General features: G+C 33.1%; 24 protein-coding genes and 1 pseudogene. 8 read left to right on the top strand and 17 right to left on the bottom strand.

All coding sequences use genetic code 11. The annotated features are described in order from the left end of the window. Positions 1-233: 233 nt before the first annotated feature. From C3E88_RS00645 to C3E88_RS00630, 4 genes are all read left to right on the top strand, one after another. Positions 234-647 carry a Fur family transcriptional regulator gene (locus C3E88_RS00645; RefSeq protein ID WP_236908120.1) on the top strand — a complete coding sequence of 138 codons (414 nt, stop codon included), beginning with the start codon at positions 234-236 and terminating at the stop codon, positions 645-647. Positions 648-665: 18 nt separating this feature from the next. Beyond that, positions 666-1331 carry a peroxiredoxin gene (locus C3E88_RS00640; protein ID WP_236908119.1) on the top strand — a complete coding sequence of 222 codons (666 nt, stop codon included), beginning with the start codon at positions 666-668 and terminating at the stop codon, positions 1329-1331. A gap of 209 nt (positions 1332-1540) precedes the next feature. Continuing rightward, positions 1541-2392: an HDOD domain-containing protein gene (locus C3E88_RS00635; protein ID WP_236908118.1), complete on the top strand. Its 852-nt coding sequence runs from the start codon at positions 1541-1543 to the stop codon at positions 2390-2392. 109 nt (positions 2393-2501) lie between these two features. After that, positions 2502-4499, top strand: coding sequence for an alpha/beta hydrolase family protein (locus tag C3E88_RS00630; RefSeq protein WP_236908117.1), 1998 nt, complete (start codon positions 2502-2504; stop codon positions 4497-4499). A gap of 33 nt (positions 4500-4532) precedes the next feature. Here the strand turns inward: C3E88_RS00630 and C3E88_RS00625 are convergent, their stop codons facing one another. Continuing rightward, entirely contained in the window at positions 4533-5606 is a 1074-nt protein-coding gene (locus C3E88_RS00625) for a hypothetical protein (protein ID WP_236908116.1), read from the bottom strand. Between the two features lie 15 nt (positions 5607-5621). Further along, positions 5622-6040, bottom strand: a pseudogene (locus C3E88_RS00620) (cob(I)yrinic acid a,c-diamide adenosyltransferase). 178 nt (positions 6041-6218) lie between these two features. Here C3E88_RS00620 and C3E88_RS00615 point away from each other — a divergent pair. Next, positions 6219-7124: a YihY/virulence factor BrkB family protein gene (locus C3E88_RS00615; RefSeq protein WP_236908115.1), complete on the top strand. Its 906-nt coding sequence runs from the start codon at positions 6219-6221 to the stop codon at positions 7122-7124. 24 nt (positions 7125-7148) lie between these two features. Here the strand turns inward: C3E88_RS00615 and C3E88_RS00610 are convergent, their stop codons facing one another. The 8 genes from C3E88_RS00610 to C3E88_RS00575 form a co-directional block, all read right to left on the bottom strand. Beyond that, positions 7149-8429 carry a type II restriction enzyme gene (locus C3E88_RS00610; RefSeq protein WP_236908114.1) on the bottom strand — a complete coding sequence of 427 codons (1281 nt, stop codon included), beginning with the start codon at positions 8427-8429 and terminating at the stop codon, positions 7149-7151. Next, positions 8422-9258: a DNA adenine methylase gene (locus C3E88_RS00605; RefSeq protein WP_236908113.1), complete on the bottom strand. Its 837-nt coding sequence runs from the start codon at positions 9256-9258 to the stop codon at positions 8422-8424. The genes C3E88_RS00610 and C3E88_RS00605 overlap by 8 nt, the downstream gene beginning before the upstream one ends. 34 nt (positions 9259-9292) lie before the next feature. After that, positions 9293-10030 carry a TRM11 family SAM-dependent methyltransferase gene (locus tag C3E88_RS00600; RefSeq protein ID WP_236908112.1) on the bottom strand — a complete coding sequence of 246 codons (738 nt, stop codon included), beginning with the start codon at positions 10028-10030 and terminating at the stop codon, positions 9293-9295. A gap of 401 nt (positions 10031-10431) precedes the next feature. Then, positions 10432-10941: a hypothetical protein gene (locus C3E88_RS00595; protein WP_236908111.1), complete on the bottom strand. Its 510-nt coding sequence runs from the start codon at positions 10939-10941 to the stop codon at positions 10432-10434. A 3-nt stretch (positions 10942-10944) separates the two neighbouring features. Continuing rightward, positions 10945-11220 (bottom strand): hypothetical protein, encoded by a 276-nt coding sequence (locus C3E88_RS00590; RefSeq protein WP_236908110.1) that lies wholly within the window; start codon positions 11218-11220, stop codon positions 10945-10947. Between the two features lie 366 nt (positions 11221-11586). After that, positions 11587-12003: a DUF3887 domain-containing protein gene (locus C3E88_RS00585; protein WP_236908109.1), complete on the bottom strand. Its 417-nt coding sequence runs from the start codon at positions 12001-12003 to the stop codon at positions 11587-11589. Next, positions 12000-12623 (bottom strand): YhfC family glutamic-type intramembrane protease, encoded by a 624-nt coding sequence (locus tag C3E88_RS00580; RefSeq protein WP_336513044.1) that lies wholly within the window; start codon positions 12621-12623, stop codon positions 12000-12002. The genes C3E88_RS00585 and C3E88_RS00580 overlap by 4 nt, the downstream gene beginning before the upstream one ends. 12 nt (positions 12624-12635) lie before the next feature. Beyond that, the gene (locus C3E88_RS00575) at positions 12636-13814 is read right to left on the bottom strand and encodes a hypothetical protein (protein WP_236908107.1); all 1179 of its coding nucleotides are present in this window, start codon (positions 13812-13814) and stop codon (positions 12636-12638) included. A gap of 220 nt (positions 13815-14034) precedes the next feature. Between C3E88_RS00575 and C3E88_RS00570 the strand changes: the two genes are divergently transcribed. Both C3E88_RS00570 and nadE read left to right on the top strand, forming a co-directional pair. Then, entirely contained in the window at positions 14035-14229 is a 195-nt protein-coding gene (locus C3E88_RS00570) for a thioredoxin family protein (protein ID WP_236908106.1), read from the top strand. Between the two features lie 14 nt (positions 14230-14243). After that, a complete protein-coding gene (nadE, locus tag C3E88_RS00565) occupies positions 14244-15074 on the top strand; it encodes an NAD(+) synthase (RefSeq protein WP_236908105.1) in 831 nt (276 codons plus the stop codon). On the opposite strand, the gene msrB is transcribed toward nadE, so the two are convergent. Further along, the gene (msrB, locus tag C3E88_RS00560; RefSeq protein ID WP_236908104.1) at positions 15066-15503 is read right to left on the bottom strand and encodes a peptide-methionine (R)-S-oxide reductase MsrB; all 438 of its coding nucleotides are present in this window, start codon (positions 15501-15503) and stop codon (positions 15066-15068) included. The genes nadE and msrB overlap by 9 nt on opposite strands. A gap of 250 nt (positions 15504-15753) precedes the next feature. Between msrB and C3E88_RS00555 the strand changes: the two genes are divergently transcribed. Then, the gene (locus tag C3E88_RS00555) at positions 15754-17115 is read left to right on the top strand and encodes a glycosyltransferase family 2 protein (RefSeq protein ID WP_236908103.1); all 1362 of its coding nucleotides are present in this window, start codon (positions 15754-15756) and stop codon (positions 17113-17115) included. A gap of 32 nt (positions 17116-17147) precedes the next feature. Here C3E88_RS00555 and C3E88_RS00550 read toward each other — a convergent pair whose 3' ends face one another. The 6 genes from C3E88_RS00550 to uvrB all read right to left on the bottom strand — a co-directional run bounded on the left by C3E88_RS00550 (position 17148) and on the right by uvrB (position 26320). Continuing rightward, on the bottom strand, positions 17148-17777 hold the full coding sequence (locus C3E88_RS00550; RefSeq protein ID WP_236908102.1) for a hypothetical protein: 630 nt from the start codon (positions 17775-17777) through the stop codon (positions 17148-17150). A gap of 92 nt (positions 17778-17869) precedes the next feature. Beyond that, positions 17870-19651, bottom strand: a complete 1782-nt coding sequence (locus C3E88_RS00545; protein ID WP_236908101.1) for an aminopeptidase P family protein — start codon at positions 19649-19651, stop codon at positions 17870-17872. Between the two features lie 27 nt (positions 19652-19678). Beyond that, the gene (eutH, locus tag C3E88_RS00540) at positions 19679-20770 is read right to left on the bottom strand and encodes an ethanolamine utilization protein EutH (RefSeq protein ID WP_236908100.1); all 1092 of its coding nucleotides are present in this window, start codon (positions 20768-20770) and stop codon (positions 19679-19681) included. A 131-nt stretch (positions 20771-20901) separates the two neighbouring features. Next, the gene (locus tag C3E88_RS00535) at positions 20902-21345 is read right to left on the bottom strand and encodes an OsmC family protein (RefSeq protein WP_236908099.1); all 444 of its coding nucleotides are present in this window, start codon (positions 21343-21345) and stop codon (positions 20902-20904) included. A 104-nt stretch (positions 21346-21449) separates the two neighbouring features. After that, positions 21450-24269 carry an excinuclease ABC subunit UvrA gene (gene uvrA / locus C3E88_RS00530; RefSeq protein WP_236908098.1) on the bottom strand — a complete coding sequence of 940 codons (2820 nt, stop codon included), beginning with the start codon at positions 24267-24269 and terminating at the stop codon, positions 21450-21452. A 71-nt stretch (positions 24270-24340) separates the two neighbouring features. Further along, positions 24341-26320 carry an excinuclease ABC subunit UvrB gene (uvrB, locus tag C3E88_RS00525; RefSeq protein WP_236908097.1) on the bottom strand — a complete coding sequence of 660 codons (1980 nt, stop codon included), beginning with the start codon at positions 26318-26320 and terminating at the stop codon, positions 24341-24343. Positions 26321-26411: the final 91 nt, after the last annotated feature.

The raw sequence follows: 26411 nt of genomic DNA, 5'->3' as shown, positions 1-26411 counted from the left end.
CTAGTTATTTCTTTTTGAGTCATATTAAATATCTCCTCTCTCATATATGACATTTTATCAGAATGAATTTAATATGACATTATCATAGAATAATAATATATTTTTATTAAAACCCTTGACAAAATTAAAAATTGATATTATAATAAGATTGTAATCATTACAAAGTTGTATTCATTACAATCACTTGTAGAGAAATTTAATATATTATACCTTCTAAGAGAGGTGACCAAAATATGGACTGGGATGTCCAATGGATAAAAAACTACCTAAAACAACATGATATCAAACCATCTACCATTCGGATTAAAACTTTAGAATATCTATTAGATAACAGGATTCATCCAACGGTAGATGATATATATAGAAATCTATTTGATGATATACCAACCCTTTCGAGGACCAGCGTATATAATACCATGGACTTGTTTCTAGAAAAGGGCATTGTTAAAACGGTATTTCTATGTGAAAAGGAATTAAGATTTGATATTGACACCAATTATCATGGACACTTTAAATGTGAAAGATGTGGAAAAGTATATGATTTTCCCATTGAAGCTAAAATTGTAAACGAAGATGAATTGGAAGACTTTAAAATCACTAGCAAAAATATTCATCTTTATGGTATATGTAAAAACTGTAACAAATAATTTAAGGGGGTAAATGTAATGGAAGAAAGAAGAATGAAATTATTAGGCGAGAAATTTCCATCTATGGAAGTGGTAACAACTCACGGGGTTAAAAAATTACCAGAGGACTATGAAGGAAAATGGTTTATACTATTTAGCCATCCAGGGGATTTTACACCGGTATGTACTACAGAATTTGTTGAATTCTCAAGAAGAGCAGATGAATTCAATAAATTGAACACCCAATTAATCGGATTGTCTGTAGACCAAGTATTCTCCCATATTAAGTGGGTAGATTGGATTAACGAACATTCAGATGTAAAGGTTCCTTTCCCAGTAATAGCTGATGAACTTGGAAGGGTATCTAACCAACTAGGCATGATCCATCCAAGTAAAGGTACCAACACTGTAAGGGCGGTATTCATAGTAGACGACAAAGGGATAATTAGACTTATAATGTATTACCCACAAGAAGTAGGTAGAAATGTAGATGAAGTTTTAAGATCACTAAAGGCATTGCAAGTAGCCGATGAACATAATGTAGCTATTCCAGAAAATTGGCCAAATAACAAATGGATAGGAGATCATGTAATAGTTCCACCGGCAGCAAATGAAGAATTAGCTAATAAGAGAAAAGAACAAATTAAAAATAAGGAAATAGAAGCCTTCGATTGGTGGTTAGTACACAAACCTTTAAATAAGTAAAACCTAAAAATTCCGCTTTGATGGTAGATGTCAAAGCGGAATTTATTATATGCTAATACTCAGAATATTCAATAACTTTCTTTTATGGTGCCTGGCACCAATTTATATAGTTATTTGTAACATAATAAATAATCCCTTGTATCTATAGGATATACTCTAATCATCTAGTATAATAGTATTACATACTAATCATGAGGTGAAAATTAACCATGGAAGAAAAAAGATTGAATTATATAGTCAATAAGGTAAACGATATTCCTGTTTTACCTAGTAGGGTTCAAAAGATAATTGCTATCACTGAGGATCCAGATTCTACTATAGAAGATTTGGAAAAGGAAATATTAAAGGATCAAAGTTTAACCTCCAGAATACTTAAATTAGCCAACTCTGCCTATTATGGATATCCTAGAAAAATAAACACCGTCTCTCAGGCTACTATACTATTGGGATTTCAAACTATCAAGAGTATGGCTCTAGCTTCTACGATATCTAAAATGATGGCTCGTGAATTGAAAGGGTATGCTTTGGAGAAAAACGATCTATGGACCCAATCTCAAACCTGTGCCATCATATCTAGGTATATCGCTAAAGAAGTAAAATTTTCAAATCCAGAAACCGCTTATATAGCAGGCCTCCTTAGGGATATTGGCAAGACCATATTGAACTTCTATGTAGAACAGGAGTATCAAGCCATTGTCAACAAGGTGGAATATTCAAACATGTCTTTTTTAGAGGCGGAAGAAGAAGTTTTAGGATTTAATCACGCTCAAGTAGGTGAAAAGATAGCTACCAAGTGGAATTTCCCTGAAGATCTAGTAGAAGCCATAGGTCTTCATCACACTCCTGAAAAATCCAATATAAATTCTAAACTAGTCTCTATTGTACACATTGCTGATGCCATAACTATGATGATAGGAGTAAGTATAGGTGCCGATGGATTGGCATACAATCTTTCTCCCTTTGCTCTTGAAACACTGAATCTAACCCCTAACGATGTAGAACAGTTAATATCTAGATCTCACGATCTGATTATCGATGATAATAGCTTCGACCTAATATAGCCGTAAAATCAGAGATTTTTCTCTGATTTTTATTTTATTGCTACCAAATTTTGTCGTTTCAGGTATAATAAATACATAAGTAAAAGAAAAATATTAAGGAGGTATATATATGGAGAAATTGTTATTAGAAGATTTTACTAAGTATAAGTTTTTATCTGGTATTAAATATTCTCCCCAAGGTGACAAAATAGCTTTCATCCTTCATCATATGGACCTGAAGGAAAATAAATATCTTTCCAACATATATTTATATGATATGAAAACAAAGGATTCCATAAAACTAACCTCTAACAACTCAGAAAAAAGCTTCTTGTTTAAAGATAACAACACCATACTATTCCCTAACATAAGAGATGATAAGGATAAAAAGAGAAAAGAAAAGGGCGAAGAATTTACACCTTTCTATGAAATATCTTTAAAGGGTGGAGAAGCTAATAAAGCTTTTGAAATCCCACTTAATGTAGGTAATATAGAAAAAATTGATGATAATAACTATCTAATATCTGCCCTACATGATATCAATAGACCAAAGATAGAAAATCTATCTCATGAAGAAAAGAAAGAAGTATTAAAACAATATGAAGAGGAAAAGGATTACGAAGTATTAGACGAAATTCCCTTTTGGTTTAATGGACAAGGCTTTACCAATAAAAAAAGAATGAGATTGTATATTTACAATATTGTAGAAAATAAACTCAACCCTATTACTGACGAATTTACCAATGTAGGTAGCTTTAAACTAAATAAAGACAGGTCAAAAGTATTACTTATCACCAATTCCTTCATAGATAAGATGTCATTAAAAGATGATTTATATATATATCATATAGATGAATGCCATCTAGAAAAGATGAGTCACGATAATTCCTTTAGTTATTCCTACGCAGATTTTTTAGAAGATGAAATAATATTCATAGGCTCAGATATGAAGTCCTACGGGCTTAACCAAAATCCCCATATATATTTAATGAAGGGAAATGGGGAAGTGAATATGTTAACTCCTGAAGATTTCGACTATAGCCTATGGAATTCAGTAGGCTCTGATTGTAGATATGGAGGAAGTTCCTCTATCAAAGTAGAGGGAAAATATCTGTACTTTGTTACCACGAAACACGATAGCTCCTATATAAATAGAATAGATAGAAATGGAGAAATTGAAAAGCTCACCATAGAAAAGGGCTCCATCGATGGCTTTGATGTATTTAATGGAAAAATAGTATTTATAGGGCTTCGGGATCTTAGATTGCAAGAATTATATATGCTTAATAGCTACAAAGAAGAACAGCTTACTTATTTTAATGAATGGGTAATAGAAAATAAAAAATTATCTACTCCTAAGAAGATAGTTTTTGAAACAGAAAGTGGTGTAAATATAGAAGGCTGGATACTAAAACCTGTGGATTTTGATGAAAACAAAAAGTACCCTGGAATATTGGATATACATGGTGGCCCTAAAACCGTATATGGTGAAGTATTCTTCCACGAGATGCAATATTGGGCCAATGAAGGGTATGTAGTCTTCTACTGTAATCCAAGGGGTAGTGATGGTAGAGGAGATGAGTTTGCCGATATCAGAGGAAAATACGGTACCATAGATTATGATGATCTAATGAAGTTTACGGATTTCGTTTTAGAAAACTATTCCTTTATAGATGAGGATAGATTAGGGGTTACTGGTGGCTCTTACGGAGGTTTCATGACCAATTGGATCATAGGCCATACAAAGCGGTTTAAAGCAGCTGCATCCCAAAGAAGTATATCCAATTGGATATCTAAATTTGCCACTACGGATATTGGATATTTCTTCGTAGAGGATCAGCAAGCAAGTACTCCTTGGAGTGATGTAGAAAAGCTATGGTTCCACTCCCCATTAAAATATGCCCATAAGGTAGTAACTCCTACCCTATTCATCCACTCAGAAGAGGACTATCGCTGCTGGTTAGCAGAGGGATTGCAGATGTATACTGCCTTAAAGTATCATGGAGTAGAATCAAGACTGGTAATGTTCAAAGGGGAAAATCACGAATTAAGTAGGTCTGGAAAGCCAAAGCACAGAATAAGAAGATTAAGGGAAATAACCCAATGGTTTGATAGACATTTAAAATAATATAGAGGGGCTCCGCCCCTCTAAAAACTTCTATCAGGTTCCACATGCTGCATAGTAATTGATCAAATCTATTCCTATCCTTTTTTGTTCATCATTCAACTCCTTTGAATTCACTATCATATCTAAATCTTCTACAATACTTTGATCTTCTCTATCATATATATGAATATCGTTTAATGCATAGGCTACCTCTTCTATCTTTTCTGGTCTATTGGACAAAGCCTTAATGAATTTTATTTTGTCCCTAATATAGGTATTGCCTAAACTTTCTACAAATATGAAATACTCCTCTCCTATAAAACCATCCATTAAATCAATCAAAATAGCTATATCACCAATTTCATCTATTTCTTGATCTGAAAGCCAACGTAGAAGATCTATGACACTACCTTCTCCATAAATTTTTTCCAACTTATCATAGTCTAGTTCTGGAAGTAAGGCAATTGCCCTACTAACATGTTTCTCTTCTCCTGATAGTATAATGTTCATTAGTTCCTCTTCTTTAGAAAGATCATACTTATAGCTATGTTCCTCTTCCTTGTCATCATTAATTTTCACATAACCAATATGATTGGATTCATCCCAGTATTTTGGTAAATAATCTGTGTATTTATCAGCTTCTATAAGGGGCTCTACTATTTGACTATTGATATAATATATAGCTAAATCTATAGACTCGTTTTGATGATTTTCCACCCCAATTAACAATTTACTCGAATCCGGTGACCATATAACCTCTCCAATGGTTCTAATACTAGCTATATCCTCCCTATTCTCAACAGGAATTATATAGGTAGTTCCAACCATATCTGTACCTTCGGTAACTATAAAATATCTTCCATCTTTAGACCATTTAATACCGTGTAGATTTCCAATGATTCCTTCTGCCTCTTCTTCCATATTGGTATCCCCATCATATATCTTTAAAACCCCAACTCCTTTACCTTTGTCCTCAATAAATACAGTATATTCCCCTTGATTGGCAACTTCTAATACATCCTTCCTATCTTCAATGTTGGTATATTTAGGTTTCACATATAATAAGAATATAACAACTACCAATACTATGATCCCAACACCTATTAACAGTTTAATCAATTTGTTCATATATTCACCTCTCACTCAATACTCTATTCCCTTCCTAGCCTTTACCCCTTGCTGATAATAATGTTTGACCTCCACCATTTCAGTCACCAAATCAGCCTTATCTATCAATTCCTTAGGTGCATATCTACCGGTGATAACTACCTCTACATGCTCCTTTCTTCTGTCTAAAATATCTAATACCTCCTGAACTTGGAGTAACTTGTAATATAGGGCAATACTTAATTCATCCAATATGACTACATCCCATTTGCCTTTTTCTAAAACTTCCCTACAGATATCCAGTCCTTTTCGAGCAGCTAATATATCTTCTTCCGTAGGTTCATCATAGATAAAGCAATTCCTATAAAAGCAGCCCTCACTGCTAATCCTAAGCTAGCGGTAGTCTTTCCTTTTCCATTGCCTGTATATATGTGTATATAACTTTCCAAGTATATCCCTCCATTTACACCAATACCAAGTACCCCTATAGTAGGATTATACCCATAATAATATCATCTTTAATAAAAAATATCTATGGTAATACTATATATGGAAATACTAAAACTATCAATCCATCTAGTCGATATGTAATTACATGTATTGAATAGATTGATTCAAAAGGTGGTATGGGATTTGAAACTAAAATATAATCTTAAAAACAAGGTCAGCAAACACAAGAATAAGAGATGGTATAGATTTTTAGATGAGGTAATCTGTAGAATAAAAGAAGATGAAGTGTCTGCTATAGGTGGGCAACTAACATATTTTCTGATATTGTCCATATTCCCTTTCTTAATATTCTTCCTTAATTTATTAAGATATACTTCTATTGCACAAGAGGAAGTATTGGATAATCTATTGATAGTATTGCCTATAGAAACCCAAATTTTACTTAAGGATTTGATTCGGGAAATCCTAGGTTCCAGTTCTCAAACCCTGTTGTCTTTAGGAATAATCCTTGCTATTTGGACTGGTTCTTTAGGAATAACTGCTATCATCAGAGCAGTAAACAAAGCTTACAATGTAAAGAAAAAAAGACCCTATTGGCGACTTAAAGGATTGGCTATTCTATTTACCATAGTTCTAGCCCTGTTATTGATGCTAGTATTAATCATGTTGGTATTTGGTGAAGTAATAGGTAAAAAGATATTTGCCTATTTGGGAGCTACCCATATCTTTTACTATATATGGGAATTCCTAAGGATAATAATCCCCTTTTTATCTATGATAATCATATTTGCCCTAATATATAAACTAAGCCCCACCCCTGAAGAGGGACTAAATATAAAATTTAGCCAAACTCTACCAGGTGCGGTATTTACTACTACAGGCTGGATTATTGCTTCCATGATATTTTCCATATATGTAAATAATTTTGGTAACTATTCAAAAACCTATGGCAGCCTAGGGGGGATTATAGTATTACTGCTATGGCTATATATAACAAGCATAATGATAATACTAGGTGGAGAAATAAATGGCGCCTATGCCTCTATAATAGAGGGAACTGGAGTGGAGGATTGTGATGATGAGGAGTAGGGTACATGACGGCCCAAATGAAGATTAATTGACTAAATCCAACATCCAGCTTATCCAGCTTGAAATGGTCTGAGCCCTTCTATAAAATGTACTATCAGAATTTATCCTATAGAGATTTGACCCTTTCATTATTCTAACAATATTATCTCTACTAGGTATTTCTCCTATTCTAAAATATTCTTTTAAAGTTTTGTTAAAAGCATTATGCTTGAGGATCAGTTCTATGAATTTAAGCTGTCTTGATTTTAAATCAACTTTGAAAAGTTTTTTTCCCTTATCAGTTAAAAAATAAACAACTTCTCCATCTTCTCTTTTTTTATCTATAATTCCTAAGTATCTACCAGCATCAGTATAGTAGTTAGTTTGTCTAGGATTAAAATCGTATGTAGTGGTAATCTCTTCTTTTGTCATTTCGTTATTATTTAATAATTCACATAGATTAATAAGCCTTTTTATACTATCTGCCTGTGGAAATTGAATTCTTGGTTCTTCAATAATATTTACATTATATAGAATGTTCTTAATATCATTTAAGTTAATATCATCTTGTACTAAAGTATAATTTTTTTGTTTTACTAGAACCAGTGAGTTGTAATTATTAGGCTCTTGAAAGTTGTACTCGTATAACGTAAAAACACCATTAGAATACACCATAAAAACCGGTATAATTCTTTTGGTTATCTTCTGATTCCATAACCTAAAAGGATAATATAATTGTCTAATCAAAAAATCCTCCGAGATTGAATTTTTAGCCTCAATTAAAGCTAAACTCTCTGTCCCTTCATAACCCCCATCTATCTCAATTTGAGAGTTAGATACTGTAACCATTACATCTCTATTCATATTAGTATTATTTATATAAAAAGAAAATTCATTTGAACCCATCCTACCACTAACCGTAGGTACCAATTTATCATCCTGAAGAAAATCTGATAATATTCCAGAAACATAAGCACAATTTATTGCAATAGACTCAGAAGTTATATTTTCATGTTCTATACTTTCTATGTAACTCGGAAATGGAATTCTTATAATTTTTTTATTTATTTCATTAAATTCTTTATATGCTTCAAAGGAAGAGATAATGTAGCCACCTCTACTTATTGGCAAAATAGATAGATTATTATCTTTAAATAATTTTGGTAAATTACTCCTATGATCAAATTTAGTGGCTAATCTAGCTTCTCTAAACTCGTTAATGTCTTTAGAAGTAATCTCAAAAAAACCTTTATCTTCTATTTGAGACAGAATATTGTATTTATTAAAAAGCTTTTCCCAGGCTAAATCATTTTTAGTTTTACCCATAATTCATCACCAATATTTCGTCAACTGCTCCTCTTCCGTTTCCTTTTGAATTAATAGTTCTGTTGGCCTGTACTATTTCTATATTATAGTCTTTATAAAGTTCCAATATAAACTCAGTTTTAGAATTTGAAAGTAGGAAATTTATTCCCCTTTTATCTAATCTATCACACAATTTTTTTAACCTTTTTTGTTCTTCCCTATTAAAACCACCTTTATCATAGCCAGTAAAACTACTTGTGTCACTTATTGGATCATAAGGTGGATCAAAATAAATGAAACTACCTTTTCTAGCTCCTTTTACTGCTTCTTCAAAGTCACAACATTTAAAAGTTATATTAGCCCTATTAAAATATTCGCTTACCGCTCTTAATGTCGCTTCATTTACGATATTTGGATTCTTATATCTTCCAAAAGGAGTATTAAATTGGCCTTGAGAATTAACTCTAAATAATCCATTATAGCAAGTTTTATTTAAATAATGTATTCTAGAAGCTTTCTGAACAGGACTCAGTTTCCTATATTTTTCTATATCCCTATCCAGTTCCCTTATTTTATAAAAATACTCCGCCTCATTCTTATGTTTTTTTAAATCCTCAATCAATTCATCAACATTATCCTTTATTACTTGATACAAATTTATCAGCTCTTCATTAATATCATTAATAACAGCTTTCTTAGGTTGCAAGTGGAATAGCACTGCTCCTCCACCTACAAAAGGCTCATAATACGTCGAATAATGAGAAGGTATATATTTTTTAATTTCAGGAAGAAGCTGTCTCTTTCCTCCTACCCACTTAACGACTGGCGTCACTAATTCATCATTTTTCAATTTAATCCTCTCCCAACTAATTACCAATAAGCTACTAAAGATTTGGTTTTCTAAATATAAACAGATACTCATGGGCTATTAGAAGGAAATTGTGCTCAATACTTTTCTTATACCAAAATCCTGTAGTTTTACAATTATGTTGTTCTTTAATGATTATTTCTTTTAATATAAATCCTGTTTCTAAATATTTCTCCATTACTTTATAACCAAGGGGGACTATATGTTTTGACTTTCTCGTATCTCCCATTAATATTGCACAGTATCTATTATATTTTAATACCCTAAAAGATTCTTTGGCAACAAGTTTCATCTGAGTTATAAACTCATTAATATCATAATTTGACAGATCGCCTTTTATTCCATTACTATACTTTATTATATTTGCATAAGGGGGATGTGTACAAATTAAATCTATACTATTATCAGGTATGAAGTTTAAATTTCTCGCGTCTCCATAATAAATGTTAGGTTCATACTCTCTATTTTTATCAAAATCAAAGTTCTTTTTTGCTATTTTAATAGCATTTGGGTTAATTTCAACTCCAATGCCCTTTCTCTTTAATAATTTTGCTTCAATTAATGTAGTTCCACTACCCATAAATTGATCTAAAACTATATCATCTTTTTTTGAGTATCTGCTTATAACATTTCTAGGTATATATGGTGACCAATTCCCCCTATATGCACCATTGTGTGTAGCCCAATTCCCTCTCTCAGGAAAACTCCATAATGTACTAACTTCCATGTTATAGTTTTCAGGTTCCCATTTCATATTTTACACCTAGCTTTTTAAGTATAATATTAACTCTATTATATATAAATAGAACGTAAGTTTCAAGGGCAATAAATAAATATATTTTATAATATCCAAATATAATAATTAAATTAATCATTTGATTGCCTATAAAATAATACCCTTACATTAAAATCTGTTTATAAATTTCAAGTTATTTCATTCCTTAAAGTATAGTCAAATTAATTAATGTGATTAATTTTGTTTGAAATTGTTAATTTTATATTTTAGAACGCTTATTATTGTAGTAACAACTATAAAAGTAGGGAAAACCCTTCATCTATAAACTATTCTGCTAATTTTATTTCCCTTTTTTATATCAAATCACATCATCATATCTAAGCCTGGCGTCAATATCTATATCTACCTTATATATAGCATTATATACAGGCCTTTAAATAGGCTATGGGATTATTGATTCTAAAATTTCTGCTGGCTTCTTTGAAGTTTTGAATTCCATGCTGGATTATGAAATAGTTTATACCTTCCAAATCCCTATATACTATCTCAGATGGTATGGATTTCCCTCCTATTTGGATCTGATTGGAAGAATAGACATCTAGGAGTAAAAGCTTAATAGCATGGGCTACTGCTCCTCTATATTTTTCATTGATAGCATATAGTTCACAATTGTCTATTATTTCCTCATATTTTGTGTGGAAATCATCTATCCTTCCTCTATCCTCTTCTAATGGAGTTTGCTGATGGATAGATGGATTATCCATATCTGAAGTAATCTCTGAAGAATTCTCTGGTATTGGTGATATCTTTTTAGGACTATCCATTGGCTCAGATTGAGTATCAAGAGTATCTTTATCTGAGCTAATGGAGTTAGAAATTATCTCCTGTAGTTTTTCATAATCAATAGAATACCATAGGGTCCTGTCCATTTGCTATACATTGAAATTGTCTAACAGGATCAGTTCCATATCCCTTAATCTCTTAAATATTCTCTTAATAGTAGATTCACTCCAAAAAGGAAATTCCCCTTGCCTATCTTTAATAGTATTGTATGTCCAATATCTCCCTTCATGGAAATTTCTATTGTTCTTCTTATTTATTTCTAACCAATAGTGAACCTGCCCTAACAGTAATGCTTCATTTAATCCTAATATACAAGCTAAATGCCTATCCAATACTAGAACAGAAGAATTATTTGATGATATCATATGTATAGCCCCCTTAGAAATATATTTTACTATTAATATAAGGCTATTTATTGTTTAATGGAAATGCAGACTTTGGTAAAATCCCAGATAAAAATCCTGAGACTTCGGTAAAGTCTTAGGTTTTTTTGAAGAAAATATGGAAAGTTGTTGATAAAGAAGGCAGTATTGGTGAAAAACCATAAAATACATCACCTCATTTTACTTTCCCCTTTATCTACTACTTTTTGTTCAAAAACTGCATTTATCTATCGATTATAGCTTATTCATATATTATAGGAATAATATATAATAATATTCCTATAAAAATAAAAACAACTACCTTTAATAGACCTAGCATGAATAAGGTAGTTGTTTTATCAATTTTAATTACTTCACATACAATCCTACAAGTTTCATATCAGTATCGAATGAAATTGTATAAATTGCTTCTTTATCAGTATATTTTGCTTTTAATACTACAACTGCAATAGGTTCCTTTGAAGCTTTATCCTCAACTCCTGTTACATCGATCTCGGACACCTCTTTATATTCCCCAAACTGTTTTACCATATCAAATACTTGTTCAAATATATCATCTGTCATAGCTTGCTTCATCTCTTCATTAGATATTGCTTTAATTCCTTCAGCATCTTCTTTGTTGACCATATCAACAACACTTATTGCTAATTCTTCTACTTGCTCCTGATCAAATTCATTGGATAATTCCTTTTTCTTACAAGCAGATAAGGTGAATATACATACTAATAATAAAGCTATCAATCCAATTTTTGTTCTTCTTTTCATAGATTTCCCTCCTCATAATATTTTTTAGAATGGACGATGTAGAAAATTCCTACAACATCAAACAAAGCAAGAAGGCCTTCTGTCATCCATATATTTAGTCCCAGTGAAAGTGCAATCACTGCCATCGAATTTAGTAATCCATGTACTAGTATTGCCAGAATAAGATATTGTGCTCTTTTCTCTCTTTGAAATCCATTCCATACAATTACCGTCAAAAATATATGTCCTATGATAGCTATTAGTCTCTCAATTATAGCCATTAGCAAGGTCCCCCTAGTAATCATTTGACTAATATTGGGGATGAATAACACTAGAACTTCCATACAACCATGCCCAAGACCAAAAAGTATTGGCTGTAAAAACACGGATTTCTTTGGTCGAATAAGGAACTGTTTAAATATGTATCTAAACACTTCTTCAAATACTCCAGCTGATAACGCAAGAAAAACCATGGACATTGTGGGATAAGATATTGTCCAAGCAACAAACTCTGTCTTTCCTTGAAGCCAATTCAATAATGGAAATCTTAATAACGGTTGAGATATGAAAAAACATAACATTCCTAAAAGAAACCAAGATATAAAAAGTAAATTCTTTCTACTTCTTCTAATAGTTTTCACCTCCCTAAACCACTATAATTCTAATATGGTCGACGCTTCGCTTCCACTGATTACTATAATGTATTGAAATATATCTACTATTTCTTTCCCTTCTACCATGTTTAAATTTTCATTATTATAGGGGGAGTCTTTGCCTACTAGTTTATATAAATTCACATCTCCGCCTATGCTATTATGGTATTTTATCATCTCGTCTCCAAAAGATAGATCATATTCTACTCCACTTGGATCCATTTGTTTACAATCATCATACCAAAAATTAATGGAAAGTATCTTCCCCTTATATTTTTCAGTATTATTTATCCTTGAGGCAAACCAATCCACATCATCAAATTCCTCTTGGAATATGTGCTGCATTCCCCATTGCCCAAAGTATATACCATCATCTAAATTATCATCTAATATTTCAAAATTATTGTACATCATCTCATCTCTTACTTGATTCCAATTTTCATCACGAGCATCATAGGCTATCCTCGAGTTTTTCATATTTTCTACTACTAAACTAAATCCTATATAGTCATCTCCTAAATAGTCCATATATATCTCTCTATTATTATTAAGGCTATCTAAAATATCCTCATAATAAACGCTATTTTTATGCTTTAAATCATTGATAACGGTTTCTATTTTTTCTGGTGACTCTTCCTCAGGTAGTATATCCTTAATATAATCAAAACTAAGTTTAGGTTGATGCTCTATATCCACACCAACTAAAATAATTCTATCTTCTTCTGGTAAACTTTGATTGTATTCATAAAGCTCTTCATACAATTTAAATTTATCCTTAGTATATGCATATGTCCCTTGCCAAGCATTAAAAACGTCTTTTAATATTTCAATATCCCCTGTTTCTAAATACTTGTTAATAAAATAAGCACCACTATAGGATATTTCTTCTAGCAAGTATTTGAAATTTGTTTTTCCCTTTATATATCTAATTAGTTTCCCTTCTAGCTTTTGATTTGCTGCTACTCCATGGATTTCCCCTGATAAAATAATGTTCTTTCCTTCCAATTCATCATCCAATATCTCTAGTCCAAAGAAATCGTTGATATCTTCTATATTTAATTTTCCATGGTGCTCTTTTAGCCAATTGCCCCGTCCCTTGCTCCCACAGGATGTAAGAATTAAATTTAATATAAGTATGCACAGGATTAAATTTATTCTTTTATTCACTTCAAAATTCATTATTCCATCTCCTTTAGGTCTTTTTGTTCTTAATATTATATATTCTATGCTTAATCTACATTTCCTTCTTTTTACACTATCTATCTATTAAAAATATTGATGATAGCTTAAGTCACATTCAATAAGGGTAATATATATACTATAATATACTTATGAAAGGAGAAGTGCTATGGATATAAAAATATTTGAAGAAATAGGCTGAGGATATAGTAAATTAGCTGTGGTGGTAGACGCAGCCTTAAGAAAACTGGGAGCAAACCATAGGTTTCAAATCATAGGGAATCCTAATCTGTTCTCAGATTATGATGTAACCAATCCTCCTACATTGATGGTAGACGGCGATATATTGATTGAGGGTTATATACCAACCCAGGAGGAAATGGTCGAAATATTAAAGGATAAAATATTATTTTAGGAGAGTAATCCGATATGGAAGACATAAAAGAATTCATAAAGACCAATATTGAGAAGTATATGTTTAAAGGTGTTATCCTTGGTATTAGTGGAGGAATTGACTCTGCTGTAGTGGGGAAACTTCTAGTAGACTCCATAGGCAGGGAAAGAGTATATGGCCTAATACTTCCTGAAAGGGATACAGATTCCCATACAGTAGATGATGCTAAATTGGTATGTGATTATCTAGGTATTGAATATGAAATAATAGATATCACTGGAATACTACGGAAGCTAGGAGTATATTCTTTAAAGCCCCCTGCCTTTCCTTTCCCAAAAGCGGTTCAAAAGATATATTCCCAAAATATATGGAAAAGGGAAGACAATCCTTTTATACAAGATTTAACTACTCAAGGAGATGAAAAATTCCTTGAAGCCTTAGCTTATTATCGTACTAAGCCAAGGATAAGGTCTACTGTGCTATACTTTGAAGGGGAAAAAAAGAACTATGGGGTAGCTGGCTGTACCAATAAAACCGAATACGTTACAGGATTTTATACTAAATGGGGAGATGAAATGTGCGATATTGAGCCTATCCGTCATCTATATAAAACTGAAGTATTTGAACTGGCAGAAAAGTTGAATATACCTCAAAAGATAATAGACAAAAAACCTAGCCCAGATATAGCCCCTGGGATTACCGATGAATTTGCCCTAGGAATGGACTATATTGAACTAGATAGAATACTCATTAAAATGGAAAAAGGAGAAAACCTATCTTCAGAAAACAAAGATAGTGTTAAAAAGGTCGAGGAAATGGTGGAGTTTAGCAAATTTAGATCAACAAAGCAGTTACATTTACCATAGATACTCCCCATATCCTTCCTTTTCCATGTCCTCCTTTCTAATAAACTTTAGTGCAGCACTATTGATACAATATCTAAGACCTCCTTCCTCCTTTGGTCCATCAGGAAATACATGACCCAGGTGGGAATCCCCATATTTACTTCTCACCTCTGTTCTTACCATGCCATGGCTAGTATCTAGTTTTTCCTTTACATTCCTTTTGTCTATAGTTTTTGTAAAACTAGGCCAACCACAACCTGCATCGTATTTATCTCTAGAACTAAATAAAGGCTCACCGCTAACTACATCTACGTATATTCCTTCCCCCTCATGATCCCAATATTCATTTTGAAAAGGTCTTTCCGTAGCATTTTGTTGAGTAACCTTATATTGAATTGGAGTAAGCTTCTCTTTTAATTCCTCTTTAGAGAGTTTTTGATATTTCGACATAAAATCACCTCGTAGATTTGATATATATATTATACCCGATTATACCTATACTTTTCCTTGACCTTAATACAAATTTATACTAATCTTGTTTAGGTAGAAAAAATTTTTTATGCTAAAATATAAATGTTTTTTTGAATAGATAGGATTTGTAAAAACATAAATAATTTATTATTATTTGGGTATTGAGATAGGGGTACAGTATGAAATAATATGCTTTATAGCATAAAAGATAAATTTAAGGAGGATATAAATGCTATCGACATCTTCAAAAAAACAAAAATATGTTGAAAAAAACAAATCTAGACCTTTAAAAAATAAATACTTTTCCGTGGAGTTCAAATTCTGGACCAGCCACATGGTGGCCATAGCATGGGTAGTGTTTTCTATTATTCTTTCTATACCATGGTTAAATGATTTAAGTTCAATCGTTTCCATGCCAATTGCCATTCTTATTATTGCTGGTATTGGCTATATACCTGGATATATAAATGCTTTCAATCTCACGTCTCTTCTACTGGATCGGCAGCCAAAGTTCAAGGATACTAATCCAAAAGATGATATAACTATTTTAATTGCATGCTTGAATGAAGAAGATAATATTCCAAAGGCCCTCCGATATATTAAAAATCAAGATTATGAAGGCAATATAAAAGTTATCGTTATTGACAATGGTTCTACCGATAATACCTTAAAAAAAGCAAAAGAAACCGCATCGCTGCTTTCCATGACTGTAAAAATAATATCAGAGCCAAAGGCTGGCAAACACAATGCATTAAATACTGGATTAAAATATGTAGACACAGAATATTTAATAACACTAGATGCAGATACCTTGCTACATAGATCAGCTGTAAGATATATAGTTTCAAGAATGAAATCTGCACCAGAAGATGTTTCTGCTGTAGCAGGCTCAGTGCTCGTAAGAAATAGCAGACAAAACTTTATTACACGATTACAGGAATGGGACTATTTTTTAGGTATAGCTAGTATTAAACGAATGCAGGGATTATTCCAAGGAACCTTAGTAGCCCAAGGAGCCTATTCCCTTTATAAAACAGAATCCATTAAATATGCAGAAGGATGGCCTGATGCTATAGGCGAGGATATTGTTTTGACCTGGAATCTGTTGAAAAATAATGAAAGGGTTTATTTCGAGCCTCTTTCAGTGGCATTTACTGAAGTTCCTTCTACATTTAAACATTTAGCTAGGCAAAGAAGTCGTTGGGCTAGGGGAATGATTGAAGCATTAAAAATCAACAAACCATGGCAACATCCTATAAAATATGTACGATACCTAACAGGTATTAACTTAGTAATGCCATATTTAGATATTATCTTTACATTTTGTTGGATACCAGGATTAATTCTTGCCTTTTTTGGGGAGTTTTGGATAGTTGGTCCTATGACATTATTTGTCATACCTTTAGCTGTATTGCAAAATTATGTATTATATAGATACCAAAATCAAGTCTTTGAAACCTTGGATTTAACAGTTCGTAATAACAAGCTAGGGTTTATAGTTTATATGTTGTTTTATCAAATTTTAATGAGTCCAGTATCCGTCTGGGGATATTTACAAGAAGCTTTTAAATTAGAACGTGTTTGGAAGTAGAATTATTTATAGATTAAGCTGAAGGAGAACCTTCAGCTTTCAACTTTATCCATCGCAACTTCTTCTAATACTAGCTGCTCCAATTTTCCCTTCATTTCCTTAAATAGGGGAGCTATTTTATATGATAGTAGATCTGCTGTTGAAACAAAGTCGCTGTTTTCCAATACGTCTTCAAAATCCAACATTATCTCCTGTAAAGAGTACACATCTTTTGCATAGCGGTTCCACCCCTCATAGCTTCTTACTATATCCTGCAGCTGTGGATTAGTATCTATTGCTACAAAAGTATCCATTATCCACTTGACTCCCTCTACTAAAGCCATCAGCTTATGCCACGATTCCCTAGATGTGGTTTTGTAAAATTCGTTAGCTAATATTTCAATTTCGGGGATAGCTCTATAATAATAATCTATAGTAGTAATAATAATATCTTGAGATATCTCCTTTATCGTTTTGGTTATCACCTCTACCTCTTTTATGTTTCTAATATTGTCCAAAAAATAGTCATAAAAATCATCATATAATTCAAAACCATCTATGATAAAATGGCTAAATACCAAATTTGAACTGCTTACCTTATGTTCTATTTCTTTAAACATATCATCTAATATGCTTTTGCAATTTTCGTATTTTAATATTTCATCTAGTATATATACCTTCATTTAATCCCCCCAAAAATAGTATATATGTATTGTCGACAGGATTCCAGTTTTTCTTAATAAAAAGAAGCCCTACATAGAGCTTCTTCTGTATATTATATATCCCTAGTTTGTTCCCTTAACCATTTCCTTTCCTCTTCATCTAGATAGGATGATAATTTGTCATATACCTGTTCATGGTATTCATTTAACCATTTTCGCTCTTCTTCCGTTAGTAGTTCTACATCTATACCATCTAAATCTATAGGACAATAGGATAGGACTTCAAATTTCATAAATTGTCCTGAATCTGTATTTATATCCTCTTCGACAACTACTACATTCTCAATTCTAATACCATGTTTTCCTTCTTTATATACTCCAGGTTCTATAGTTACCACCATGCCTTTTTCCAATGATACCTTATTATGTCTATTAGAGATACTATGAGGCCCTTCATGAACATTTAGTAGGAATCCAACTCCATGGCCAGTGCCGCATTTATAGTCTAATCCTTCCTTCCACAGGGGATATCTTGCTAATGTATCCAGATGAGGTCCTGTTGCACCGTATAAAAATCTAGCATTAATTAAATTTATATGTCCTTTCAGCGTAAGGGTATAATCCCTTTTCTCTTCCTCTGTTATATCTCCTAATACTATAGTTCTAGTAATATCAGTTGTTCCATCATAGTATTGTCCACCAGAGTCTACTAAAAACATCTTTTCTCTTTTTAATGTATAATTGGATTTTCCTTCTTCTGCTTTATAATGCATCATAGCTGCATTTTCTTTATATGCTGCAATGGTATCAAAGCTAGGTTCTATAAATCCTTCCTGTTCTCTTCTAAAATCTTCTAATTTTTCTGCAGCAGATACCTCGGTTATATCCATTTTACCTACATTTTTATCTAGCCAGTATATAAACTTTACTAATGCCACTCCATCTTTGATATAAGCATTTTTTTGATTTCTTATCTCTACATCATTTTTAATGGCCTTTAGCTCAGTGGTTATATTTGTACCTTTAATTACCTGACAATCTTCAGGTATTCCCTTATAGAGCCATCTGTTTATTCTTGTTGAATCTAGAAATACTTTGCTACCTTTTTCTATGTTTTTTACATAATCTATAACCCTAGCGTAGTCTTCAATCTCTACACCATTTTCATTTAAGTATTTCCTTACTTCATCGTCTATTTTGTCACCATCTACAAATAGCCAAGCTTTATCCTGAGCAATCAAGCCATAGGAGATTACTACTGGATTGTTCGCTACATCCCTTCCTCTAATATTATAGAGCCAAGCTATGTCATCAAGACTTCCCACTAGGAAATGGGTTGCACCTTTCTTTTCCATCTCTTTTCTAACTTCTTCTATTTTTTCCTTTGCAGTTTTCCCAGTATATTTTACCTCATGGACAAATGCCTTGCTCTGTGGTGCCGCAGGTCTATCGGTCCAAATTTCACCAACTAAGTCGAATTCATCTATAAATTTAATTCCCTTTTTACCGATTTGTTCCTCTAGCCTTTCTACATCATTTTGAGGATATATTTTTCCATCAAATCCTAAGGTATCGCCTTCTTCTAGATTATCCTTAAGCCATTCAGTGTAAGTTGGAAAGCCTGGGATACCCATTTTATATAGCTCTATTCCACTACCTTCTAGCTCCTTTTCCGCTTGGATAAAATATCTACCGTCTGTCCAAAGGATAGCATCCTTTTCCGTTACTACTACGGTGCCAGCTGAACCTGTAAAACCAGAAATCCAAACCCTTGCCTTATAGTGATCTGCTAAGTATTCCGATTGGTGCGGATCAGAAGTTGGAATTATGTATGCTGTAATTCCCTTTTGTTTCATTAAATTTCTCAAACCGTTAATCCTTTCTTTTACCTTCATACTAAATCCCCCCTAATAATTTAAAAATCATATATTGTTTACTTTTTCTTTTCCTTCTATAACCATTAACAGACTAGCTAGGATAATACTAGATATCCCCGCAGATAATTTAGCCAATATAAAAGGAGTAACCATATCCTTAGATACTGTTGAAATATAGCCTAACTGGCCTCCAAAAGTAAAAGCACCGCTAACAGCAAAAGCAGCATTAATAGTCTTTCCCCTACTATCCATTTTATCATATATTCCAATCATGGGAACAGAATTTGCTAAAGAGGTAATGATCCCCAAACAGGAAAATTCATTAATCCCTAATCTATCAGATATCTTGCTTAACTTTTCATCTAATATCTTATATATAAAATTAAATAGGGGATAGGCTCCAGACAATATTACTCCTATTTTCCCTACTACTATTATCCCTTCTTCAAAGGATATCATATTAGGTATTAATTCTATATCCAATACAAAGTCTAATATGCTTATTAAAAGACCAATTGTACTTATTATAATAATAATCTTACCTAATACAGTAAATATGCGGATCATCTTCTGTTGAAATTTCAAAAGTCCGATAACTATTATTATCGATAGAAATATTACAGGGATTAAATTTAGTAGTATAGTATTGTATTCTATTTTCATAACCATTCCACCAACTAACATGCCTATGGGGATAGTCACTATGCCAGCTAATATTCCCTTTGCGAAATAGGGGAAATCTTCCTTGGAAATCATGTTTATGGCTATAGGAACAGTAAAGGATATAGTAGCTCCCATCATAGATGCCAGAATAAGTCCAGTAAATTGAGCTATGCTTTGATTTTCAGCTATTTCAATGCTAGTAGCATAACCTCCCATGTCTACTGCTAGTATACTTGAGGTAAATACTGAAGGGTCTGCACCAGTTAGATTAGATAAAAAAGACAAAATTGGCATAATTAATTGGGCTATCACTGGCGCTAAACTAATAATCCCTATCATAGATATAGCCAAACCTCCCATGCTTTTGAATCCCTCTTCAAATTTACCTCCCAAGCCATATCTGTTGTTAAATAGCCTGTCTATTCCGCCAATAATAGAAAAAATAACTATAATCCATAGCACTATATTGCTCATATTTCACCTCGAAAAATGTATTGATAATATTTTTATTATATTATAAAGTTGGGGAAATGTGAACTGTCTCTTAATTATATATGAAAGCCCATAGAAAATTCTATGGGCTTTCATATATAATTTATTGCCTATTATCGTTCTATATTTACTTCCGTAACCATCTTTGGTGAGTTTGTTAGAGTATCTGCTACTGGACAAGTTCTATCTATAAATTCAACAAATTTTTCTATATCTTTTTTTGATGAACTAGATTTGATATATATTTTAGATCTTATTTCTGAAAAACCAATCTTTGCATTTTTGTTTTTTCCCATAAATCCATCTGGGTCTAGATCCCCTTCTAATTCTATATGAAAATCCTGCAAATCTATTCTATGGGCCTTTGCAAAACATCTAGCAACTATACATTTACACGCTCCTAATGCAGATAATACTCCTTCTACTGGATTCATACCTGTATCAGTTCCACCTAATTCCTTTGGTTCATCTAATAGGATGGTATGGTCCCTAGCTACACATTCAACTCTCATACCTTCTGTTAGTTTAGCAGTACTTTTAAAAACTTCCTTAGCCATTTAAAAGCCCCCTTGAAATTATTTTTTTCGACAAGAATAGTATATTACTAGTTGGGGGCTTTGTCAATATTTTAACGATTTTTTATTTTTCTACAACTGCTCTATTATTCTAACACTCTTTTCAAAAACTGTCCCGTATAAGACTCTTCTACTCCTGTTATTTCTTCTGGCGTTCCAGTGGTTACAACTGTACCTCCTTTGTCTCCTCCTTCTGGCCCTAAGTCTATTATATAATCGGCAGTTTTTATTACGTCTAGATTATGTTCTATTACTATTACCGTATTACCTCCCTCTACTAAACGGTCTAATACCTGAATAAGCTTATGAATATCTGCCATATGGAGACCTGTGGTAGGTTCATCTAGTATATATATGGTCTTTCCTGTACTTCTCTTACTCAACTCCGTAGCCAATTTAACCCTTTGAGCTTCTCCACCTGATAGTTCCGTAGAGGACTGACCTAGTTTTATATAGCCCAGTCCTACATCATATAGCGTTTGTAGCTTTCTTTTGATTCTAGGTATATTTTCAAAGAACTCAAGTGCTTCTTCTACAGTCATATCCAACACATCGGAAATAGTCTTACCCTTATATTTAACCTGTAGGGTTTCTCTATTATATCTTTTTCCTTTACATACCTCACAAGGTACATATACATCTGGAAGGAAATGCATCTCTACTTTTAATATGCCATCTCCTCTACAAGCTTCACATCTTCCTCCCTTTACATTAAAGCTAAATCTACCTTTTTCGTAACCTCGCATTTTAGCTTCTGGTGTCATGGCATATACATCCCTTATATAGTCAAATACCCCTGTATAGGTGGCAGGATTAGATCTTGGCGTTCTTCCAATAGGAGATTGATCTATTGCTATTACTTTATCTAAATTTTCCAATCCCAATATTTCTTTATGTTTCCCAGGCTTTATCTTGGCTCCATTTAACTTCTGTGCCAAACTCTTATATAATATTTCATTAACTAAACTACTCTTTCCTGAGCCTGATACTCCTGTTACACATGTAAATACTCCTAGAGGTATCTTTACATCAATATTTTTTAGATTGTTCTCCCTAGCTCCCTTTACCTCTACCCAGTTGCCATTAGGTTTCTTTCTCTCCTTAGGTATTTCTATCCTTTTAGTTCCAGATAGGTATTGACCTGTAATGGATTTAGGGTTTTTCTTTATCTCCTCCACAGTGCCTTGTGCAACTATATAGCCACCATGAACTCCTGCTCCTGGTCCTATATCTATTATATGATCAGCACTATACATGGTGTCCTCATCGTGTTCCACCACTATTAGGGTATTGCCTAGATCCGTTAAGTTTCTTAAGGTTTTTAAAAGTTTAGCATTGTCCCTTTGATGTAATCCAATACTAGGTTCGTCCAATACGTATATTACTCCTACTAAACTAGAGCCTATTTGGGTAGCTAATCTAATCCTCTGGGATTCCCCTCCTGATAGAGTTCCAGCATTCCTAGATAGGGTCAAATAATCCAGGCCCACATCTCGTAAAAATTTTAGTCTTTCTATTATCTCCTTTAATACCTGATGACCTATTAGCTGTTGTTTTTTATCAAGCTTTAAGTTTTCAAAAAAGTCTATAGCCCGAGTTATGGATAAATCCGTTACTTCGGCTATATTTAATCCATTTATTTTTACTGCCAATACCTCATCCTTTAGCCTTTTGCCTTTACAGGCGGGACAAGGTATTTCCGTCATATATCCATCGATTCTATCCCTCATATAGTCGGAATTAGTCTCTGAATATCTCCTCTCAAGATTAGGAATGACTCCCTCAAATTTTCCCTTATAATTTCTTAAGCCGTTGTAGTGGCTTTCGAATTGAAAGGAAATAACCCTATCGGTGCCATACAATAATTCATCTATAAACTCTTTAGGAGCATGCTTTAATGGGGTATCCATATCGAACCTATGCTCTTCCGCTAAAGTCTTAAATATCTGGTAATAATAGGTAGATTCTTTAGCAGTATTAAAAGGAGCAATTCCTCCTTCATTAATGCTTAAGTTCGGATTGGGTATTACCTGCTCTTTATCAATTTCCTTATGATATCCAATACCATTGCAAGTGGGACATGCGCCAAAAGGAGAGTTAAATGAAAACATCCTAGGAGATAGTTCCTCAATAGCTACTCCACAGTCAGGACAAGCAAGCTTTTGACTAAACATTATATGTTCTTTGCCTATTATATCTACTGTTACTAGTCCATCAGCAAGCTTTAGGGCTGTCTCAATGGAATCAGCCAGTCTCCCTTCGATGCCTTCCTTTACGATTATCCTATCTACTACTATATGGATATCATGCTTTTTATTCTTTTCTAATTTGATTTCATCAGTTATTTCATACATTTTTCCATCTACTATTACCCTGATGAAACCCTCTTTTCTAATATTTTCTAATATTCTCTGGTGCTCTCCTTTCTTTCCTCTTACTACAGGAGCTAATATCTGTATTCTAGTTCTCTCCCCTAATTCCATAACCCTATCCACCATCTGATCTACCGTCTGACTAGAAATCTCTTTGCCACATTTATAGCAATAGGGTGTACCTATACGAGCGAACAATAATCTTAAATAGTCATATATCTCCGTTACGGTACCTACTGTAGATCTTGGATTTCTGCTGGTAGTCTTTTGGTCAATGGAAATAGAAGGAGATAAACCTTCTATATACTCAATATCAGGTTTATCCATCTGCCCTAAAAACTGGCGTGCATAACTAGAGAGGCTCTCTACATATCTTCTCTGACCTTCAGCATATATGGTATCAAAGGCTAAGGAAGACTTTCCCGAACCACTTAATCCTGTAATTACTATGAATTTGTTTCTAGGAAGCTCTAGATCTATATTCTTTAAATTATGTTCCTTAGCCCCTTTTATCACTATTTTATCGTTTACCACTCATTTTTCACCTCTTCTTTTGCAATTGGCTTCGGAAGACCGAAGGTCTCCCTACTTTTAACAATTCACAATTATTTGAGTCCTGCGTCTTGCATTTTTTTCAATTGAATCATCTTATCTCGAAGTTCTGCCGCCTTTTCAAAATTTAATTCTTCTGCTTCTCTTAGCATAGCTACCCTTAAGGCTTCTATGGTACCTTCTAATTCCTCTACTGTAAATACCTCATCCATATACTTTTCTTCTTCCTCTAGAGCTATGGTAGCTTCTATTACATCCCTTACTGCTTTGTTGATAGTTCTTGGTGTTATACCATGTTTTTTATTGTATTCATTCTGTATATTTCTTCTTCTATTGGTTTCACTTATAGCTCTTTTCATGGATTTAGTTATAGTGTCGGCATACATGATGACCTGCCCAGATACATTTCTAGCTGCTCTACCGGTAGTCTGTATTAATGAGGTTTCAGATCTTAAGAAACCTTCCTTATCTGCATCTAGTATGGCTACTAAGGATACCTCTGGTAGGTCTAATCCTTCTCGTAGTAGGTTTATTCCTACTAGTACATCATATTTTCCTAGACGCAAATCCCTAATAATCTCCATCCTCTCTATGGTTTTCACATCGGAATGGAGATATGTTACCTTTATACCTATATCCTTAAAATAACTGGTTAAGTCTTCTGCCATCCTCTTAGTTAGAGTAGTTACCAGTACCCTCTCATTCTTTTCTGAACGTTTCCTTATTTCACCTACTAAGTCATCTATTTGATGCTCTGTAGGTCTTACATCTATCTTAGGGTCTAATAGTCCCGTTGGACGTATTATTTGTTCTACTACCTTTTGGGAATGTTTTAATTCATAAGGTCCAGGAGTTGCCGACACAAATAGTATTTGATTTATATGATTCTCAAATTCTTCAAATTTTAATGGCCTGTTGTCTAATGCCGATGGAAGCCTAAAGCCATATTCAACTAAATTAGTCTTTCTTGATCTGTCCCCTTCATACATACCCCCAATTTGAGGTATAGTCACATGGGACTCATCTACTATTATTAAAAAATCATCGGGAAAATAGTCTATCAAGGTATAGGGTTTGCTTCCTGGTGCTCTACCGCTTAAATGTCTAGAGTAGTTCTCTATTCCTTGACAAAAGCCCATTTCCCTTAACATCTCTATATCATATTTAGTTCTTTGTTCTAATCTTTGAGCTTCTAGCAGTTTTTCTTGGGAACGCAATTCCTTTAATCTTTCTTCCAATTCCTCTTCTATACTGACAATGGCCCTATCAATTTTATCCTTAGATGTAGCATAATGAGATGCTGGAAATATGGAAACGTGATTTCTCAAACCAATAATTTCCCCTGTAAGATAGTTTACTTCTACTATTCTATCTATTTCGTCCCCAAAGAACTCCACCCTAATGGTGTTTTCACTGGAGGAGGCAGGAAATATCTCTAATACATCTCCTCTTACCCTAAAAGTTCCCCTTACAAAGTTAACATCGTTTCGGATGTATTGAATATCTATTAGCTTTTTCATTATCTCATCTCTATCCTTAACCATACCTGGTCTTATGGACACTACTAGGTTTTCATAGTCGATTGGATCTCCTAATCCATATATACAGGAAACACTTGCTACTATTATGACATCCTTTCTTTCAAATAAGGAGGCTGTAGCCGAGTGCCTAAGTTTATCTATTTCATCATTTATAGATGCATCTTTTTCAATATAAGTATCTGTTTGGGGTACATAGGCCTCAGGTTGGTAATAATCGTAATAGGAGACGAAGTATTCTACAGCATTATCGGGAAAAAACTCCTTGAATTCACTAGCCAACTGATAGGCCAAAGTTTTATTATGGGCAATTACCAGAGTAGGCTTTTGAACTTTTTCAATTATATTAGCCATGGTAAAGGTTTTTCCCGAACCGGTTACTCCTAATAGGGTTTGGTGTTTTATATTGTTCATTATACCATTAGACAATTTTTTTATAGCCTCTGGTTGGTCTCCAGTAGGTTTAAAGCCTGAATGGATTTTAAATTTACTCATAGTATTCACCTCAATTTGAACGCTTGTTCGTTCATATTATAATTATATTATATTATATATAAATGTCAAAAGTTTTTTTGTTAAAATAATA

This window comes from Clostridium sp. Cult3, assembly GCF_021655115.1.
In the GTDB taxonomy this organism is placed as follows: domain Bacteria; phylum Bacillota; class Clostridia; order Tissierellales; family Tepidimicrobiaceae; genus PPXY01.
Note: the sequence above shows the minus strand (reverse complement) of the source record. Positions and strands in the feature narration are given on the sequence as shown.